The organism is Sphaerochaeta sp. UBA5849, assembly GCA_002432715.1.
Classification (GTDB): Bacteria; Spirochaetota; Spirochaetia; order Sphaerochaetales; family Sphaerochaetaceae; genus Sphaerochaeta.
The window spans coordinates 1-17,336 of the sequence record DJGJ01000060.1; the positions used below are offsets into that span (position 1 = coordinate 1).

The following is a 17,336-nucleotide window of genomic DNA, read 5'->3' on the forward strand; positions in this document are numbered from 1 at the left end:
AACCTGAGCTCCATGCTCTTCAAACATCGAAGCAGCCGCTTTCAGTGTACCACCGGTTGCGATCAGGTCATCCACCAACAGGACGCGGCTGCCCTTGTGGATATCCACTTCCTGGACACAGACCACATCACAGCCATACTCAAGCTCAAAACTCTTGGTGAAGACCTTGTTGGGGAGCTTTCCCATCTTGCGCACCAATATGAGGGGTAGCCCAAGCCGCTGGGCAAGCGGAGCGGCAAAGATGAACCCCCGAGCCTCTATAGCTGCAATTGCATCAATCTCGCGGCCCTCGCACAAAACCTCCATCCGGTCGATGCAATACTGAAAAGCTTCAGGCACAGCAAGAATACCGGTGATATCATAATAGAGGACTCCCTGCTTGGGGAAATCGGGTACCTTTCGAATTACACTGTCCAGATTGTAATGTGCGTTCATAGGGCCTCTTTTCAACAATAGTGTTTTTTGAATGCTGTCACCCGAGCACTAGCAGACTCGGAGAACTCAGATCGCATGCCATCGGCCAGATAGCGGTATGCCAAGGCCGCTATCATGGCTCCGTTGTCGGTACACAGCTTGAGGGAGGGAAAGGAAACTTCATAACCGCCTTGCTTGAGTGCTTCCAGCTCCTGCCTCAAATAACTGTTTGCTGCAACGCCGCCCCCGGCACTCAGCCGTTTCAAATCGGTCTCTTCCAATGCGGACTTGACCCGCTTGACAAGCATGTTCACGGCAGCCCGTTGAAAGGAAGCGGCGATATTTTCAGGACTCTTTTCACTTTTGCCGTCCCAAAACTTATCCAGTTGGTTGATTGCTGCGGTTTTCAATCCGCTATAGGAAATATCATACGGGTGATCCTTCGAATGCAAGGTCGGACCCGGAAAAAGAAAGGCAAGCGGATTGCCCTTCCTCGCAAGGCGATCAATGGCTACACCGCCGGGATATCCGAATCTGTAGTGCTTGGCGACCTTGTCAAAGGCTTCCCCGATTGCATCATCAATGGTGGTTCCCAGAACCTCGATTGAATCATAGCCATCAACCCGGCATATGACTGTATGCCCGCCGCTTACCAAGAGGCCGAGGTAGGGATACTCAAGCGGGTGCTCAATCTGTGATGCATGGAGGTGTGCACGAATATGGTCTATGGTGATGAACGGTACATCCAGGGAGGCTGCAAATCCCTTCGCGAAACTCAAGCCGACTAAAAGAGAACCCAACAAGCCGGGTCGGTTGGTCACTGCAACCGCATCGACATCATGCGGTTGGAGGTCGGCTTTCTGAAGCGCCGTCTGGACGACGGTACTGATCCACTGGGTATGCAGGCGTGAAGCAAGCTCGGGGACCACTCCTTCGTACGGTTTATGAAGTTCTATCTGGGTGGCTATGATGTTGCTCAGGACGGTGCGTCCGTCCTCTACGACAGCTGCAGAACATTCATCACAGGATGTCTCAATCCCCAGTACTTTCATACAGGGTCATCCTCATCGTCATCATCAAATTCATCCAAAAAGTCATCATCAAGAAAATCGAAATCTTCTTCGTCGAAAGCGAATTCATCCTCGCTTACCAGCGGTGCGATGTCACTCAGTTGCAGTCCATACTCCAATGCGTCAGGGAACATGTCCAGCAGGAACTGGGCAACATCAGGCTGCCAGCTCAATCCCACCTTGGTTCCAACACCATGTTTTTCACTATTCAGCAAAACAACCACCTCCTGGGCGACAGCATGGCTGAACAACGTTTGTGTTTTCAATGCACTCCCTCTTCTCACTTAAGCGTACTAGACAAAAGCCTCAAAGGTCAAGGCAAGACAGTGGATCTGACATTTACAGAAATACCATCTTTACCTTCTTCCCTCTTTCGGGTAAAATGCACCTGTTTTATGTATCCGGCCAAAATAGCTCAGGGGTAGAGCAGCTCACTCGTAATGAGCAGGTCAAGGGTTCAATTCCCTTTTTTGGCTCTGACGGTTCCTTCGGGAACCGTTTTTTCTTGCCCGCATACAGAAAACCCGGGCCGAAGCCCGGGAATCAATACAAGTGAAATTCGCTTACTTGGCCTTCTTTGCGGCAATGGATGCCTGGGCAGCCGCGAGACGGGCGATGGGAACGCGGAACGGAGAGCAGGAAACATAATCCAGACCGACCTTGTCGCAGAATGCGATGGTCTTGGGATCACCACCATGCTCACCGCAGATACCCAGCTTGATGTTCGGATTGGTTGAGCGACCAAGCTTGGCAGCCATGTCCACGAGCTTGCCTACACCAGCGATATCGATGGTTGCAAACGGGTCGTAGTCGTAGAACTGCTTGTCTGTATCATTCACATAGTGACCGAGGAAGGAAGCTGCATCGTCACGACTGAAACCACAGGTCATCTGGGTCAAGTCGTTTGTGCCGAAACTGAAGAATTCAGCCTCGCGGGCGATTTCATCAGCGGTGATGGCAGCCCTGGGAACCTCGATCATCGTTCCAATCTTGTAATGCACCTTCATGCCCTGCTCATTGAAAATCTTCTCAATGACCTCCAGTGCATGTTTCTTGCAGAAAACGAACTCCTTGTAGTTGCCTACCAAGGGAACCATGATCTCAGGAAGGACATCGACACCCTTGCGCTTGACGTTGATCGCAGCCTCGATGATTGCCCTCACCTGCATCCTGAGAATCTCGGGATAGACAATCGCAAGACGGCAGCCACGGAAACCGAGCATCGGATTGAATTCATGCAACGCTGCGGACTTTTGAGCCACCTCCTCTACAGTCAGCCCCATCTGCAACGCCAGTTCATGGCGGCTGGTGTGGTCGTTGGGAAGGAACTCGTGAAGCGGCGGATCAAGCAGACGGATGGTGGCGGGTCTGCCCTCAAGTGCGAGGAAAATCGCCTCAAAGTCCCCTCTCTGCATCGGAAGCAGTTCTGCAAGAGCTTTCTCGCGTTCAACCTGATTGTTGGCAAGAATCATCTTGCGAATCGACATGATGCGGTTTCCACCAAAGAACATATGCTCGGTTCTGCACAGACCGATTCCTTCGGCACCGAAAGCGACAGCCATCTCGGTATCGTGGGGAGTGTCTGCATTGGTGTAAACACCAAGCCTCTTAAGCTCCTGGACAAATCCCATGAAGGTCTTGTAGTTGTGGAAAAGATTGGATTCGCTCTCCTTCATATGGCCGCTGAGCACTTGAACGATTTCCGATGAACGCACAGGAATCTTGGTTCCATATACTGCACCGGTGAAACCGTCGATGGACATATAATCGCCCTCGCTCAGGATTGCACCATTGACCTCAAGGCTCTTCTTCGCCTCATTGATGTGAATCTCACCTGCACCACTGACGCACGGACAACCCATGCCACGGGCGACAACCGCTGCGTGACTGGTCATGCCGCCACGGCAGGTAACCACGCCTTTGGCAACAGCCATGCCGCCGATGTCTTCAGGGCTGGTTTCTGCACGAACCAAAATAACATCCTTGCCCTGGGCCGCCATCTCCTCGGCTTTGTCTGCAGTAAAATAAATCTGACCGCAGGCTCCACCGGGGGATGCATTCAAGCCGCGGGTCAATTCATTCAAGGAATTGTCCCGGATGTATTTGGCATCGAGAATCGGTGCGAACAGCTTGCCGAACTCGCCTGCAGGAACTCTTGCCACTGCAGTTTCCTTGTCGATCAAGCCCTCTTCCACCATCTCAACCTGAGAGCGAAGCCAGCTGAAAATCGTGCGTTTGCCATTTCTGGTCTGCAGCATGTACAGCTTGCCTTCCTGGATGGTGAATTCGATGTCCTGCATGTCCTTGTAATGCTTTTCCAGAATGGAACGGATGCCCACCAACTGGTCATACACCTCAGCGTTGACCGCACGCAAGGTCTCAATGGACTGCGGAGTACGGATACCGGCAACAACGTCTTCACCCTGGGCATTCATCAGATACTCGCCGTAGAACTGGTTTTCACCGGTGGAGGGGTCGCGGGTGAATGCAACACCGGTACCGCTGGTTTCGCCCATGTTGCCGAACACCATGCTCTGGATGTTGACCGCCGTCCCAAGCAAGCCGCGGATGTCATTCATCTGTCGGTACTTGATGGCACGATCGTTGTTCCAGGACTTGAATACGGCGTTGATGCTTTTGAAGAGCTGGTCGATCGGGTCAACGGGAAACTCTTCACCGGTATAGCGCTTGTACAGGCGCTGATAGCGGGCGATGACTTCCTGCAGATCCTTGCTGTCAAGTTCGGTGTCGAGGCTCTTTCCCTTGGAATCCTTTACGTCCTGGAGGGCGCTCTCAAACTCGTGGTGGGGAACACCCATCACCACCTCGCCGAACATTTGCATGAAACGGCGGTAGCTGTCCCAGGCAAAGCGTTCGTTTTTGGTCTTGGCGATCAAGGCCTTGACGCTGGTGGGGTTGAGCCCCAGATTGAGGATGGTATCCATCATGCCGGGCATCGACTGTGCTGCTCCACTGCGAACCGATACGAGCAAGGGATTCTCATTATCCCCGAGCTTTGCCCCCATCAAGGATTCAAGCTTGGCAAGGTTCTCAAGCACCTGATCCCTCAGGCCTTGGGGATAGGCTCCATCATGGGAACTATAATACGCACACGCTTCAGTGCTGATTGTAAAGCCCGGAGGCACGGGAAGACCAATACTGGTCATATCGGCGAGGTTTGCACCTTTACCGCCGAGCAGCTCTTTCATTTGAGCCGTCCCTTCTGCCTTGCCGGAGCCGAAAAAATAGACATACTTGGTTTTTTTCTCTGCCATACCTGACTCCTGTTCATTCTCTATGTTTGACGAGCAAATCCTACCTGTTCAAAGCTGTGCTGTCAATCAAATCGGGAGGTAAAACAATAATTATAGGTATATCAAGTCCTTATTAGATAAATATTTGTTCAATTATTTTTGGAACAATATTCCAATTTTCCTGAATACAAGACAGCGTCTTCAAGAAGCAGGCATCCCCAAGATTTACTGCCTTTTGCAAGTTTTTTCCTACAATTCATGGATTACTAAGTTTCTTCGCCATGAACCAATAGATTCCGCAACTTTTGCAACAAACAGCAACAAAAAAACCCGCTCTCATCCCAAAGGATTTGAACGGGCTTCTCGGGCTTTTCAAAAATCAGGGCTGCTTGCCGATATAGGCAAGAATGCCTCCATCCACATAGAGTACATGTCCATTGACGAAGTCACTTGCCTTCGAAGCGAGGAAGAGAGCGGGGCCCTCTAGGTCCTCGGTGTTCCCCCAGCGTTCGGCCGGAGTCTTGGCAACGATGAACGAGTCGAACGGATGGCGGCTGCCATCCGGCTGTCTCTCCCTCAGTGGAGCGGTCTGGGGTGTGGCAATGTAGCCGGGCCCGATGCCGTTGCACTGGATGTTGTACTTGCCGTATTCGCTGGCGATGTTGCGGGTCAGCATCTTCAGCCCACCCTTTGCAGCTGCATACGCACTGACCGTCTCGCGTCCCAGTTCGCTCATCATCGAACAGATATTGATGATTTTACCGCTTTTGCGTTCCATCATCGAAGGAAGGACGGCCTTGGAGACGATGAACGGAGCGGTAAGGTCGATATCGATGACCTTGCGCCAATCGCTTGCTGCCATCTCGTGCATCGGGATGCGCTTGATGATGCCGGCGTTGTTGACCAGGATGTCGACAGGCCCCAGATCCTTGACGATCTGCTCATTGGTCCTGATTACTGCATCCTCATCGGTTACGTCGCACACATAGCCTTTTGCATCGATTCCTGCCTGCTTGTAGGCATCGAGTCCCTTGTCAACCAGTTCCTGATTGATGTCATTGAATGCAATCTTTGCTCCAGCCTGCGCATACACACCGGCGATTGCAAACCCAATCCCATAACTGGCTCCGGTAATCCAGGCCACCTTTCCCTTCAGGGAGAACATATCCTGCACTTTTGTCATATTGTTTACCTCAACTCCTCGGTAGCTACCCAATCCATATCCGTATAGGTGCGATTCTCACCGCACATCGACCAAATGAAAGTATAGTTGCTTGTACCCACGCCGCTGTGGATCGACCACGACGGGTTGATCACGGCTTCCTCATTGCCCACTGCAATGTGACGAGTCTCGGTGGGTTCCCCAAAGAAGTGGAACAGTGTCTGTTTCTCCTTGATGTCAAAGTAGAAGTACACTTCCATGCGCCTCTCGTGGGTATGGGCGGGCATCGTGTTCCATACACTTCCCTCTTCAAGCTGGGTCAAACCCATCGACAACTGGCAGGTATCGAGTACATCGGGGTGGATGTACTGATTGATCGTGCGCTTGTTGCTGTCCGCTGTACTGCCTGCAGGCACATGCTTTGCATCGGCGAACACAATATGCTTGGCCGGGAAAGCTCGGTGGGCCGGGGTGCAGCTCATATAGAACTTCGCCGGGTTCTTTGCGTCCTTGCTTGCCAGAGTCACTTCCTTGGTCCCCATGGGAAGGTACAAACCGTCGAAGTGAACCAGGTTGTAGGTCACTCCATTCGCCTCCACCACGCCATCACCACCGATATTGATGATTCCTAGTTCCCGACGCTCCAAGAAATAATCCACGCCGAAATCCTTCATCGGGTCGATGTTCTTAGCGAGGTCGAGCTTTCCAGTTACAGGCATGGCCCCCAAGGTGACAATCCGGTCGATGTGCGAATAGACCGCACTCACATCGTCGGCCTTGAAGATGTTCTGCACCAAGAACTCCTTGCGAAGCTCCTCGGTGGTCATGTGCTTGAACGCCTCTTTTCCTGTTGAATAACGAATGTCCATGTAATTCCTCCTATTCTGAAAGGCAATCCGGCCGCGATAAGGACAGAACCCTGTCCAGGTACGACCCGATAGTTTGTGCATCGCTGAAATACGAACCCAAATCCGATTGCAATATATGCCGCATACGACGAATCCCGCCGAACAAGTGATAGGTTATCACCCCTTCCACCTGATCATACTGCTGTGTCTCCAATAACGAAAGCAATACAGCATGTTCCTGTATAATTTCTTTGAAATTATGCATTTCTACGATATCGAGCATGCGAAACCGGGTGTAGTACACTTCGGAATCCTGGATGGCATCCCAAAACAAGGGAAAGCCTGCTTCATCAAACCATGTTTGGTGGAGTGCTGAATCCAATGCATAGAAAGCCGAAGGCTCAAACTGGTCGCTTGCAAGCAGGATTTCTTGATTACGCAGACAATGATGGCAGCGTTCCAAGGCAAACGGGTCTGCTTGTTGAGAAAAGTCAATGAGAACCTTGGTCTCCAATATCGTGCGCATCAGGATGGTCTGATAGATGTGCGAGAATTTCAACAAGGTGGCACGCACCCCTTTGTAGGGTACAAATTCCAACAGGCCTGCATCGCAAAGCCGCTCAAGCGCGACATGGACCGGAGTCCTGCTGGCCTCAAACCGCTCACAGATGTCCTGTTCCCGCATCAACTGGCCGGGTACGATGGTCAGAGCCAGGATTTCCTTGCGTAACGAGGCATAGACATGGTTTGCAGTATCCTTGGCTCGCATGGCATACCTCCTTTTTGTATACAAATATAGTAATTTGCATACAAATTATCTGTTTGCATACTACCATGCAGACAAAGGCCTGTCAACACGAAAAAACCGAGCATTCAAGTTGCCCGGCTTTTTCTATCTATATGAATACACCCTGCGGTGCTGTTATGCGATGTAGCTTTCGACCATCTTGCTCTTGGAAGGATTTCTCAGCCTCTCAAGGGCTTTTTTCTCAATCTGGCGGATTCGCTCCTTGGTCAGGTTGTACAATTCACCGATTTCCTTCAGCGACATGGGAGTCTTTCCCTCCAGTCCGAAGCGCAGCTCGATGATCTCCCGTTCCTTGTCGCTGAGGGTGGCAAGCAACGACCGAACATCCTCCTTCAAGGAAGCATCGAGCAATGATTGTTCGGGATTCTGGGTCTCATCTTCGATGAAGTCCCCTATACTGCTGGCACTTCCATCCTTGAAAACCGGTGCATCCAGGCTGACCAGATCACGACTGATGGAGAGCAGGCTGGAAACATGCTCGGGCTCAAAGCCGGTCATGGTACCGATTTCCTCCATGGTTGGATCTTCGGTGCTCAAGTCTTTCATCAGGGAACGCTGAGCCTTCTGGATCTGCATCAACTCGTTGGTTCGGTTCAGAGGCAGCCTCACAGCCCTGCTTTTTTCATTAATGGCCTTCATGACGGACTGACGAATCCACCAAACGGCGTAACTGATGAAGTGATAGCCCTTGTCGGGATCGAACTTATCCAAAGCCGTCATCAAGCCGATGTTTCCCTCGTTGATCAAGTCAACCAAGGGTATCCCCTGATTCTGATACTTCTTGGCCACATTCACCACGAAGCGGAGGTTGGATTCAATCATCCGTTTGCGGGCGAATTCATCACCTTTCTGCACACGCTTGGCCAGTGCAAATTCCTCTTCTGCACTGAGCAGCGGAATACGGTTGATTTCTTTGAGGTACATACTCAGGATGTTGGCATCGTCATAAGCATAAGAATCTTCGTTATTGTTAAGCATGGCGCGTTTTGTTTTCATGGTGCATTCTCCCTTCTGGGTTGTTGGAAAGGTAAGTGCAACTAGCGTGCCAACTTTATTTAAAAATATCTATTTCTTTTTAATATAATTTTTTATATTTTTTTACAAATCTACAATGGTGTATTTTACCGGTGAATGGCAGCGATACAGATAAGAAATTGGTTCTTTTTGACACGCCTGAGAAAAACCCGCTGTTTTCTGGTATATTCTGACCCATAATGCCCCATCTGGTTCAGCCAACCGACCATTTTGGCTCAGATTCGCCTACGAGCCAGGGGAAATCGAGCTCGATGGAAGCAAACCATTGGCTCAGATTCTCACGATCGAAAGGAAGTTCACTCGCCTCAAGCTCTTCTTTCAACTGTTCATACTCCATCTTCAAGAAGTCATGAATCATGTCGCCTTCACTCAGCGAGCAGGAGATTCGCCGCTTGCCCATCAGATACATGGCAAACTGACGACGGAAGAAATCAAGCCAATCCTTGTCCGGGTTGTGCATCTCATTCCCCCTGATCAAAAACACGTCTATGAAACAGTTGAGACAGCTTGCCAAGTCCTGGGATTTTGCAAACAAGAAAGCAAGATTATAAAAGTGTCTCCACATCTGCTCGAAGCTTGCTTTGTCACTGAGAAACACATAATCCGACTGCTTCATAAGCTGTGTATTCTGTTCTTGCTGTGCTTCCATTTCACATTCCCTTTTGATCGTATAAAGAATATAGTAAAGCCTCCCAATAACGGCAACCCAAGAGCGCGATTTTTTCGCACTGTGCAGGTTCTTCACAGGTTCTTGCCTGATTGTATAAATCAGCTTGCCTGTCTTGCCACTTTTGACTATATTATCTGAAGCGAAGGCGAAGCCCTCGTAATTACACTACCACATTTACCTATGGTTGGAGGAACATACAATGACCATTAAGCCTTTGGCAGACAGAGTATTGGTGAAAATTGAAGAGGTGCAGGAGAAGACTGCAAGCGGTCTGTACATCCCACAGACAGCACAGGAGAAGACCCAGATCGGTACTGTTGTCGCAGTCGGTGAAGGGACTGAGAAGGTCAAAATGACCGTCAAGGTAGGAGACCGCGTCATGCACGACAAGTACAGCGGAACTTCTGTGAAGATCGATGGCAAAGAGCATCTGATCCTTGGCATGTCTGATATCCTTGCAATCATCGAGTAATACAGACACAGGAATCACAAGGAGGCGGGAAGCAGTTCCCACCTCTTTTTTTATTCTCAACCATAGAGGAAATTTTCAATCTTGGTGCACAGCCCTGCACTCTCCGTCTCCGGATGATAGCTTTCGGGCAGGGCGCGCAGCATATACACCCCGTAATTCTTGGTTATGACCCTGCTGTCAAGAATCAAGACAACCCCACGGTCGGCGGTACTGCGCAGAAGCCTGCCGAAACCCTGCTTGAGCTTCATGGTTGCCGACTGCAAAGCCAACTGATAAAACCCACTTCCGCCCGCCTTGTCTATGGCTTCACAGCGGGCTTTGAATACCGGGTCGGAAGGGACGGTGAACGGAAGCTTGACAATAATCACCATCCTCAGCGTGTTGCCGGGAGCATCCACACCCTCCCAGAAGGAGGAAGTAGCAAACAGGGTGCTGTCCTGTTCCGCTATGAAGCGATTGAGCAGGGTGTAACGGTCGAGCTCCCCCTGTCCCAACAGGGTAAGAGAGGCTTGTTCAAACCTGGACTCCAACATGCGCTTCACCTGCTTGAGCATGACGTATGAGGTAAAGAGCACCAATGCCCCTCCTCCCGAACTGTGTACCGCATCCCAGATGGTTTGCGCCACATAGCTGATATACGGCTCCTCCATCTCTTTCGCAGGCAGGGGCGCATCGGAGGGGGTAAGCAGCATCAGGCGGCTCTTGTAGTCGAAGGGTGAGAGAAAAATGCCTTTCAGAAACGGACGGCTCTCATCATACGGAAGCCCCACCCTGCCCGACCAGAATGCGAACTGGTCGCTCAAGTCCAGAGTGGCCGATGTACACACCACCGTCTCCAGCTTGGAGAACAGGGCATCGACAAGCAAATCGGCTATGGAAAGGGGGGTGATTCGAATCTGGACGGTACGGTCCCGGTTGTTCGACTCGGCATTGAACCAGTGCACCTCGTCCTGCCACAACCCAAAGTTGCAGAAACGGGTGAGCACCTCGCTCATCATCGAAATTCTCGTACCCCGCACCCTCAATTCGGCAAGCTTGGCATCCAACTCCTCGGGAGCCTTGTTGTGCTCAAGAAACACGTTGATTTTTGCTGCAAGCCTTCCACTGGCCTCGGCTACCGAAGTTGCCGCCTTCACAAAATCGGCCAGGCGATGATGCTGCTCGGCCTTGATCAACACCGGCTGGAAGTCGTTCTTCTGAAAAACGGCAAGCAGATACTGATCCAAAGTCCCCACTTCCTGCATCAGCAGGTGAATGTCGTCCTGGATGCGGTCTATGATGTCGGCCTCGGTGCTGTACTCGCCCACCTGTTCAAGCAACGATTTGCTGCTGTACCGGCCGGTACGCTGGATGCGGTGAATCTGGCGCAGCATCTTCTTGGAATCGTACTCATCGGTAAAGTACTCGGTTGCATTCGATTCCATATTGTGGGCCTCATCAATGATCAGACGATTGAACGGGGGGAGAATCATCTCCTCGTCATAGCCGACATCGCCGATATGCCTGCTTTGGGCATCGGTGAAGAGCAGGTGATGGTTGGTGACGATGATTTTCGCTTCCTTTGCTTTCGCCTTTGCCTTGAAAAAGAAGCACTCCTTGAAATAATCGCAACTGTGATTGGGACATAAATCTCCATCGCAGCAGATTTCCCCCCTGAGTTCGAAACTCAAGCGTGAAGGATAATCGGCAAACAGACCGGTCTGCGTGCTTTGCATCCACTGCCCGACCTGATAGAGCTCGCTTTGCGGATCCTGGCTGAGCAGGCTGGCCTCATTGCGGGTCTGCACGAACCTGTGGATGCACACATAGTTGCCCCGCCCTACAGCAAGAGCAGTCTTGCATGAAAGCCCGAGATACCGAAACAACATCGGCAGATCCTTCTCATAGAGCTGCTTTTGCAAGTTGATCGTACTGGTCGCGATGACTGTCCGCTCATCAGGACTGCTCATCGCATGATAGAGCGCCACTGCCAAATATGCAAAGGATTTGCCGATGCCAGTTCCTGCCTCGATTGCCGCAATGGCGCCGGTCTCATAGCTCTCTCTGACAAGCTCGGCCATCAGAAGCTGGCCTTCCCGGTATTCATACCCGCTGAAGTGCTTCTCCAGCAGACCTCCCTTGTCGAAGATCTCGTATATGTCATGCTTCGTCAATGTGATATTCCTGTAGTTTTCGATGCAAGGTCTTGCGCCCGATACCCAATATTTCGGCCGCTTTCGTCTTGTTCCCTGCACACATGGCAAGGGTGGAAATGATCAGCTGTTTCTCCGCCTCGGCCAGGGTGATGCCCACCTCGAGGGAGACACTGCCGGTGTTCTGGGTCTTGCCGATATGAGAGGGAAGGTCCTCGACCTCGATGACCGTGGTTCTCGCCAGTACCACAGCACTTTCTATGCAGTTGCGCAGCTCGCGGATGTTTCCGGGCCAATCATACGCCAAAAGAGCCCGCCTGGCCTGATTGGAGAACGCCTCGATGCTCCTGCCGTTCTCTTGATTGAACTGCTGCAGGAAACTGGTCATGAGCAGGGGGATGTCATCCTTCCGCTCACGCAGGGGGGGGACGTCCAGGTGAACCACGTTCAGGCGGTAGTAGAGATCCTCGCGGAAGTTCCCTTTCTCAATTTCCTTGGGAAGATCACGGTTGGTGGCACAAACAATACGCACATCAACGGAGATCGGCTTTTCGCCGCCCACCCGTTCGAACTGCCTCTCCTGCAACACCCTGAGAAGCTTCACCTGTGTCTGGGCGTCGATCTCCCCGATCTCATCGAGGAAAATCGTTCCGCCGTCGGCCAGCTCGAACCGTCCCTTCTTCTCCTTGACTGCTCCGGTAAAAGACCCTTTCTCATGGCCGAACAGTTCGCTTTCCAACAAACTTGCAGTGAGGGCGGCGCAATGCACCTTTATAAAGGGCCCTTTGCTGCGGTTGCTCAGCTCATGGATTGCATCAGCGACCAACTCTTTGCCCACCCCGCTCTCGCCGGTGATGAGCACAGATGCCTTGGTCGGGGCCACCTGGCTGACCGTATCCATCAGCTCCACCATTTTCTGGCTTTTGCCGATGATGCGGTCATAGCGGTTGCGCGCTCTCAACTGCTCGACTTCTTCTTTCAGCCGTTCATGCTCGGCATACAGGTCGGTGTCGGAAAGGGCTTTTTTGACAACCAAGGACAAGCGATCGAGGTCCACCGGTTTGGTGAAGAAGTCAACTGCACCACTGCGCATCGCCTGTACTGCAGTCTCGATGGTCCCGTGACCGGTAAGGATGATCACCGGCATGCGTGGATAGGCGCTGATGATCTTTTTCAACAGCTCTTCGCCACTCATGTTGGGCATCCGCAAATCGGTGATGACCAAGTCGACTCCCGTCTTGTTGATTATCTCCCAGGCCTGCCGCCCGTCGACGGCCTCGATGCTCTCATACCCTTCAAGCTCCATTGCTTGGGCAAGGCCGCCTCTGATATTCTTTTCATCGTCACAGATAAGGATGTTACGCTTCATAATCAGCCTCCGTCACGGCTTGGCTGTCCAACGCGAGTCGTTCACTGCGTGGTACCGGGAAGTACAAGGTGAATGTCGTTCCCTCACCAAGCTTGCTTTGGACAGTGATATCACCTTTGTGTTCCTTCATGATCTTATACACCACGGTCAATCCCAGGCCGGTTCCCGTCGCCTTGGTGGTGAAGTAGGGCTCGAATATCTTCAGCTGGGTCTGCTCATCCATCCCGATTCCGGTATCGATGACTTTCAGCAAAACCTGGTTTTGGTCATGCCTTGCCTGCAAGATCAACATGCCTCCCCCTTCCATGGCGTTCATTGCATTCTTTATGAGATTGAGCAGGGCCTGCTTGATCAGATGCTCATCGTACTCCAATCTTGGAAGTGAATTGGGAAAGTCAAGCTTCAGCTTCACATGGTGCTCTGCGAGCTCCGGCGCCACGAACTTGGCAACCTCTTCAAGGGTGCGTCTGATCTGGCCCAGGCGCAGGCGGGTATCCATCGGCCTGACGGCAAACAGGAAGTCCACCACGATCGAGTTGAGCCTGTTGATTTCCTCATCGAGCACATCCAGATAGCGCTGGGCATCATCCAGCGTAAGGGATTCCTTCCTGCTGAACGCCTTCCGAAGCAGCTGCAAATGGATTGCCATCGCTGCCAATGGATTCTTGATCTCATGAGCCACGCCTGCCGCCATGGTGGTCATGGAAGCCAGATTCTCACTTCTCCGAAGCCTGGCCTCGTTGGCATTGTGCTCGGTGACATCGCTGATCATGACCACGTAGGAGGACCGGACGCGTTCGGAACTGCTCTTGTAGGAAAAGACGGTCACCGCAATCGTCTGAAGCTTATCCCCTTTCTGGAAGGTGAACTCGTTGTCCTCGTCGCCTGCCTTCCGCTGCACTTTCAGTTCGATGTACCTCAGCACATGCTCGTCCTCAAGCACCTTTGCAAGCGCCATCCCTTCATAGGAACGAAACCGTGCCATGGGAACAAGGTTGCGGCAGTTGGAGTTGGCATAGAGGACCGTCAATTTCTCGTCAGTGAGAATGACACCATCGTGGATGGACTCCAATACGTTCTCAAGCATTTCAACATCGTCGGCCTGCGAGCGCATGATGTCTACAATCTGCTTCGTATCGAGTTGGTCGATTTTCTGGATCGCCCGCAGGACAAAATTCTTCATCGCTCCTCCATCATCCGATAATACAGGGCCTCAAGCATCAGCCGGCCGTTCTGATTGTACAGCTGGCCCTCTGAGTAACTGCTGCTCACCAAGGACGAAAGCCTATAGGCCAGATCGGCCGAAAGGCTCTCCTCCTCCAACGCATCTGCGAGCCTGTCCAACAAGGCACGCAAGACATACTCGTAGCCATCCACATCATCCACATTGGAAAGCAGTTGCTGCAAATCGGGCAGGAGCAGGTACCTTCGGCTTTGCACCGAGGAGAAGAGCATGCCGGCTATCTGGCGATTCTTGTTCAGGTCCATTCCCCCGCCTTCAAGGTAGAACTGTTCAAGACTCTCATACTGCCTGTCATGCAGGTAGTACGGCTTAAGATAGAGCATGACCGCTTCCTTTCCCAAAGGCGGGAAGACATACCTGCGGACACGGGAAAGAATGGTGCTCATGATCCGGTTGGGAAACTCACTGATCAAAAAGAAATAGGTATCCTCGGGCGGCTCCTCCAGAATCTTGAGCAGGCTGTTGCGGGCCGAGACATTGGTCTGTTCCATCGCCTCCAGGATGATGAACCGCTTATTCGACCCCATGCCGGTCTGGTTCACCCATTCATCGATTGCCCTCACCTGGGCGATGGTGACCGTGGTGTTCTTTCGATTGGCTGCATACAAGGGTTTCAAGGAGGAGCGAATCTCCTCGGCCCACTTCTTCGCCTCCTTCTGCCCGATCTCCCGTTCCTGTCCGAGGGATATCAGCAGCTCGTTGACCGAGGAGGCTGCATCATAGAGGGAGGTCTGGCTTGCCGTTGCCGGGCTGAAGGACGGATGATACTGCAAAAGCAGAGTGCGGATGGCCCTCATCAGCTCGATCTTGGAAAAATCGTTGTACAGCCGGCAAAAAGCATCAAGATGTGTCTCAATCAAGCTCTTATGGTCTCGTTGGCTGACGATCAGCACATTGGGTTCACCCAGTGTTGCAAATTTTCTGCAACTTTCACAACTGCAATTGCTCATGCCCTGCCTTCTGCATGAAAGGACACGGGCCGCCTCCAAGGCGAAACTCATCCTCAGGCTGTAGCGGGGCCCTCCGAACAGGTTGACCTGGCTGAAGGTCCCTTCTTGGATTTGGTTTCGCATCTGGACAGCCAAGGATTTCTGGAAAGGCTCAAGCAATTCAAACATGGGCAACCTGCATCGAGGAGGAGAACCAGTGGACGGTATCAGGCACCAAAGGCCTGACTATGTTGAGGACAAACTGGCTGGCATCAAAAATCGCCGAGAGGTCGAAGGCTTTCTGCAGCTCCAGTACATAGATGACCACGCTGGCTGCAATAACCACCTCGAACACACCCCAGAGAAATCCCAACAAGCCGTTCACCGCACGAAGTCCTGTGGCATTCAACGCGGTCTCCAGCAGATTGCCGACTATGCGCATCAAGCCATATCCGATAAGGAACAAGAGAACAAAGGCGATGAGACTGGACAGGAGCGGGGGAAGGGAAAAAGACTGGCTGAATACATCGGCAATGATGCGCGTGAACATGAGACCGGAAAAGAAGCCGACGATGTATCCGCTGCGGTGGGAGAATGCATCGGCAAACCCGGTGAGGGTGTCGGCAATGCCTCCAATGATCGCCAGGACAAAGACAATGATGTCAATCGAGTTGAAATACACAGAACCGATGGTCAATCCCCATTGCATACCTTACTCCTTCACGCTGCAAAGCAGCTCTGCGATATGATGTGCACACTCTTTTTGTGCCAGTTGCTTGATATTCATAGAGAGCATTGTGCGCTTTTGCCGGCTGTCCAGCAAGTCTTTTACTTCTTCGATGAATCGATTGAGTTCGTTCTCATCCAACAGTACCCGGGATGCCCCGAGGGATGCAAGCCGAAGTGCGTTGTCGATCTGGTCCCCCCTGCTGTATTGACGACTCAATGGGATGAGCAGGCTGGCACATCCAAAGAGTGCAAGCTCGGCGATGGTGTTAGCCCCGCTGCGGCTGATGACCAAATCCGCCCGCTTCAAGAGAATCGGCAGCAGGTCGTTGATGAAGGATACCTCGGTGTACCGCTCGTGCACCAGGTTTTGCACATCGTTGGGCCCGCACTGGTGATATACATAGGCCATTTGGGTCAGTTCCTCGAGATGGGTGCGGACCAAGGAATTGATCTGCTGCGATCCGCTGCTGCCGCCCAGGACCAGGATGAGCTTGTCGTCCCTGCCGATGAACTCAAGTTCACCCTCTTTGTACGGTTCATCAGCCTTGGAAACCAAGGCTTGCCTGATGGGATTGCCCGTAACCACGCGCTTGCTCTCCTTGATGGCTTCAAAGCCCTGTACAAAAGGAACGCATACAAAGCGGGAAAAGCGGGCGTTGATGCGGGTGGCTAGACCCGGTGAAGCATCGCTTTCGTGGCTGACTGTCGGGATTCCGAGCAGAAAGGCTGCAAGAACCGGGGGTACGGATACAAAGCCACCTTTGGAAAAGAGTACGTCCGGCCTGCTTTTCCTCAGGATTGAGAAAGCCTGCATGCACCCGACCAGGACATTGCCGATGTCCAGCACGTTCTTAAGCGATCGGTACCGCCTCAGTTTTCCGCTTCGGATGGCAAAGAAGGGAATGCCGGCTTTTTGGACTGCCTCTCGCTCGGATCGGTCTTCCCTTCCGATCCAGAACGCCTGGTATCCCGATCTGCTGGAAAGCACTTCATGTACAGCAAGTGCGGGATGGATATGACCGAGGGTGCCACCCCCTGTATAACAGACAATCATGGGTTGACTATACCACGACGGCTTTGAAACGACTAGTGATTTGTATCATCTTGATACAGTGTGGGTAGATTTGTCCCAGCTTTTTCGCATGGTTTCACTTTTCTTGCATCTTGAGAATGAGTATACTAGCAAGGAGGGGCCAAGCTC

16 protein-coding genes and 1 tRNA gene are annotated in these 17,336 nt (G+C 52.1%); 2 read left to right on the forward strand and 15 right to left on the reverse strand.

Annotation, left to right across the window (positions count from 1 at the left end):
- The 3 genes from B3K89_RS10430 to B3K89_RS10440 form a co-directional block, all read right to left on the reverse strand.
- On the reverse strand, nucleotides 1-435 hold a 435-nt coding region (locus B3K89_RS10430), incomplete at its 3' end, for an adenine phosphoribosyltransferase (protein WP_345907374.1).
- 11 nt (nucleotides 436-446) lie between these two features.
- Nucleotides 447-1,466, reverse strand: coding sequence for a tRNA (adenosine(37)-N6)-threonylcarbamoyltransferase complex transferase subunit TsaD (tsaD, locus tag B3K89_RS10435; RefSeq protein WP_293910674.1), 1,020 nt, complete (start codon nucleotides 1,464-1,466; stop codon nucleotides 447-449).
- On the reverse strand, nucleotides 1,463-1,750 hold the full coding sequence (locus B3K89_RS10440; RefSeq protein WP_293910676.1) for a hypothetical protein: 288 nt from the start codon (nucleotides 1,748-1,750) through the stop codon (nucleotides 1,463-1,465). The genes tsaD and B3K89_RS10440 overlap by 4 nt, the downstream gene beginning before the upstream one ends.
- Before the next feature lie 138 nt (nucleotides 1,751-1,888).
- Here B3K89_RS10440 and B3K89_RS10445 point away from each other — a divergent pair.
- A tRNA-Thr gene (locus tag B3K89_RS10445) sits at nucleotides 1,889-1,960 on the forward strand.
- 87 nt (nucleotides 1,961-2,047) lie between these two features.
- Here the strand turns inward: B3K89_RS10445 and ppdK are convergent.
- From ppdK to B3K89_RS10475, 6 genes are all read right to left on the reverse strand, one after another.
- Nucleotides 2,048-4,759, reverse strand: a complete 2,712-nt coding sequence (ppdK, locus tag B3K89_RS10450; RefSeq protein ID WP_293892633.1) for a pyruvate, phosphate dikinase — start codon at nucleotides 4,757-4,759, stop codon at nucleotides 2,048-2,050.
- Between the two features lie 358 nt (nucleotides 4,760-5,117).
- Complete coding sequence (locus B3K89_RS10455; RefSeq protein ID WP_293895467.1) at nucleotides 5,118-5,921, reverse strand: gluconate 5-dehydrogenase; 804 nt, start codon at nucleotides 5,919-5,921, stop codon at nucleotides 5,118-5,120.
- Between the two features lie 5 nt (nucleotides 5,922-5,926).
- The gene (kduI, locus tag B3K89_RS10460) at nucleotides 5,927-6,769 is read right to left on the reverse strand and encodes a 5-dehydro-4-deoxy-D-glucuronate isomerase (RefSeq protein WP_293895465.1); all 843 of its coding nucleotides are present in this window, start codon (nucleotides 6,767-6,769) and stop codon (nucleotides 5,927-5,929) included.
- 10 nt (nucleotides 6,770-6,779) lie between these two features.
- Complete coding sequence (locus B3K89_RS10465) at nucleotides 6,780-7,517, reverse strand: GntR family transcriptional regulator (RefSeq protein ID WP_293895462.1); 738 nt, start codon at nucleotides 7,515-7,517, stop codon at nucleotides 6,780-6,782.
- A 153-nt stretch (nucleotides 7,518-7,670) separates the two neighbouring features.
- Nucleotides 7,671-8,552: a sigma-70 family RNA polymerase sigma factor gene (locus B3K89_RS10470; protein ID WP_293895459.1), complete on the reverse strand. Its 882-nt coding sequence runs from the start codon at nucleotides 8,550-8,552 to the stop codon at nucleotides 7,671-7,673.
- 232 nt (nucleotides 8,553-8,784) lie between these two features.
- Entirely contained in the window at nucleotides 8,785-9,240 is a 456-nt protein-coding gene (locus B3K89_RS10475; RefSeq protein WP_293895457.1) for a hypothetical protein, read from the reverse strand.
- A 220-nt stretch (nucleotides 9,241-9,460) separates the two neighbouring features.
- On the opposite strand from B3K89_RS10475, the gene B3K89_RS10480 reads away from it, so the two are divergent.
- Nucleotides 9,461-9,733 carry a co-chaperone GroES gene (locus B3K89_RS10480; protein ID WP_293895454.1) on the forward strand — a complete coding sequence of 91 codons (273 nt, stop codon included), beginning with the start codon at nucleotides 9,461-9,463 and terminating at the stop codon, nucleotides 9,731-9,733.
- A 56-nt stretch (nucleotides 9,734-9,789) separates the two neighbouring features.
- Here B3K89_RS10480 and B3K89_RS10485 read toward each other — a convergent pair whose 3' ends face one another.
- The 6 genes from B3K89_RS10485 to murG are packed head-to-tail and all read right to left on the reverse strand — an operon-like array spanning nucleotide 9,790 to nucleotide 17,189.
- Nucleotides 9,790-11,886 (reverse strand): ATP-dependent DNA helicase, encoded by a 2,097-nt coding sequence (locus B3K89_RS10485; protein ID WP_293895451.1) that lies wholly within the window; start codon nucleotides 11,884-11,886, stop codon nucleotides 9,790-9,792.
- A complete protein-coding gene (locus B3K89_RS10490) occupies nucleotides 11,873-13,234 on the reverse strand; it encodes a sigma-54-dependent transcriptional regulator (RefSeq protein WP_293895448.1) in 1,362 nt (453 codons plus the stop codon). Before B3K89_RS10490 ends, B3K89_RS10485 begins: the two co-directional genes overlap by 14 nt.
- Complete coding sequence (locus B3K89_RS10495; RefSeq protein WP_293895445.1) at nucleotides 13,224-14,417, reverse strand: two-component system sensor histidine kinase NtrB; 1,194 nt, start codon at nucleotides 14,415-14,417, stop codon at nucleotides 13,224-13,226. Before B3K89_RS10495 ends, B3K89_RS10490 begins: the two co-directional genes overlap by 11 nt.
- Nucleotides 14,414-15,595, reverse strand: coding sequence for a hypothetical protein (locus tag B3K89_RS10500; protein ID WP_345907375.1), 1,182 nt, complete (start codon nucleotides 15,593-15,595; stop codon nucleotides 14,414-14,416). The genes B3K89_RS10495 and B3K89_RS10500 overlap by 4 nt, the downstream gene beginning before the upstream one ends.
- Nucleotides 15,588-16,115, reverse strand: a complete 528-nt coding sequence (locus tag B3K89_RS10505; protein WP_293895439.1) for a CvpA family protein — start codon at nucleotides 16,113-16,115, stop codon at nucleotides 15,588-15,590. The genes B3K89_RS10500 and B3K89_RS10505 overlap by 8 nt, the downstream gene beginning before the upstream one ends.
- 3 nt (nucleotides 16,116-16,118) lie before the next feature.
- The gene (gene murG / locus B3K89_RS10510; protein WP_293895436.1) at nucleotides 16,119-17,189 is read right to left on the reverse strand and encodes an undecaprenyldiphospho-muramoylpentapeptide beta-N-acetylglucosaminyltransferase; all 1,071 of its coding nucleotides are present in this window, start codon (nucleotides 17,187-17,189) and stop codon (nucleotides 16,119-16,121) included.
- Nucleotides 17,190-17,336: the final 147 nt, after the last annotated feature.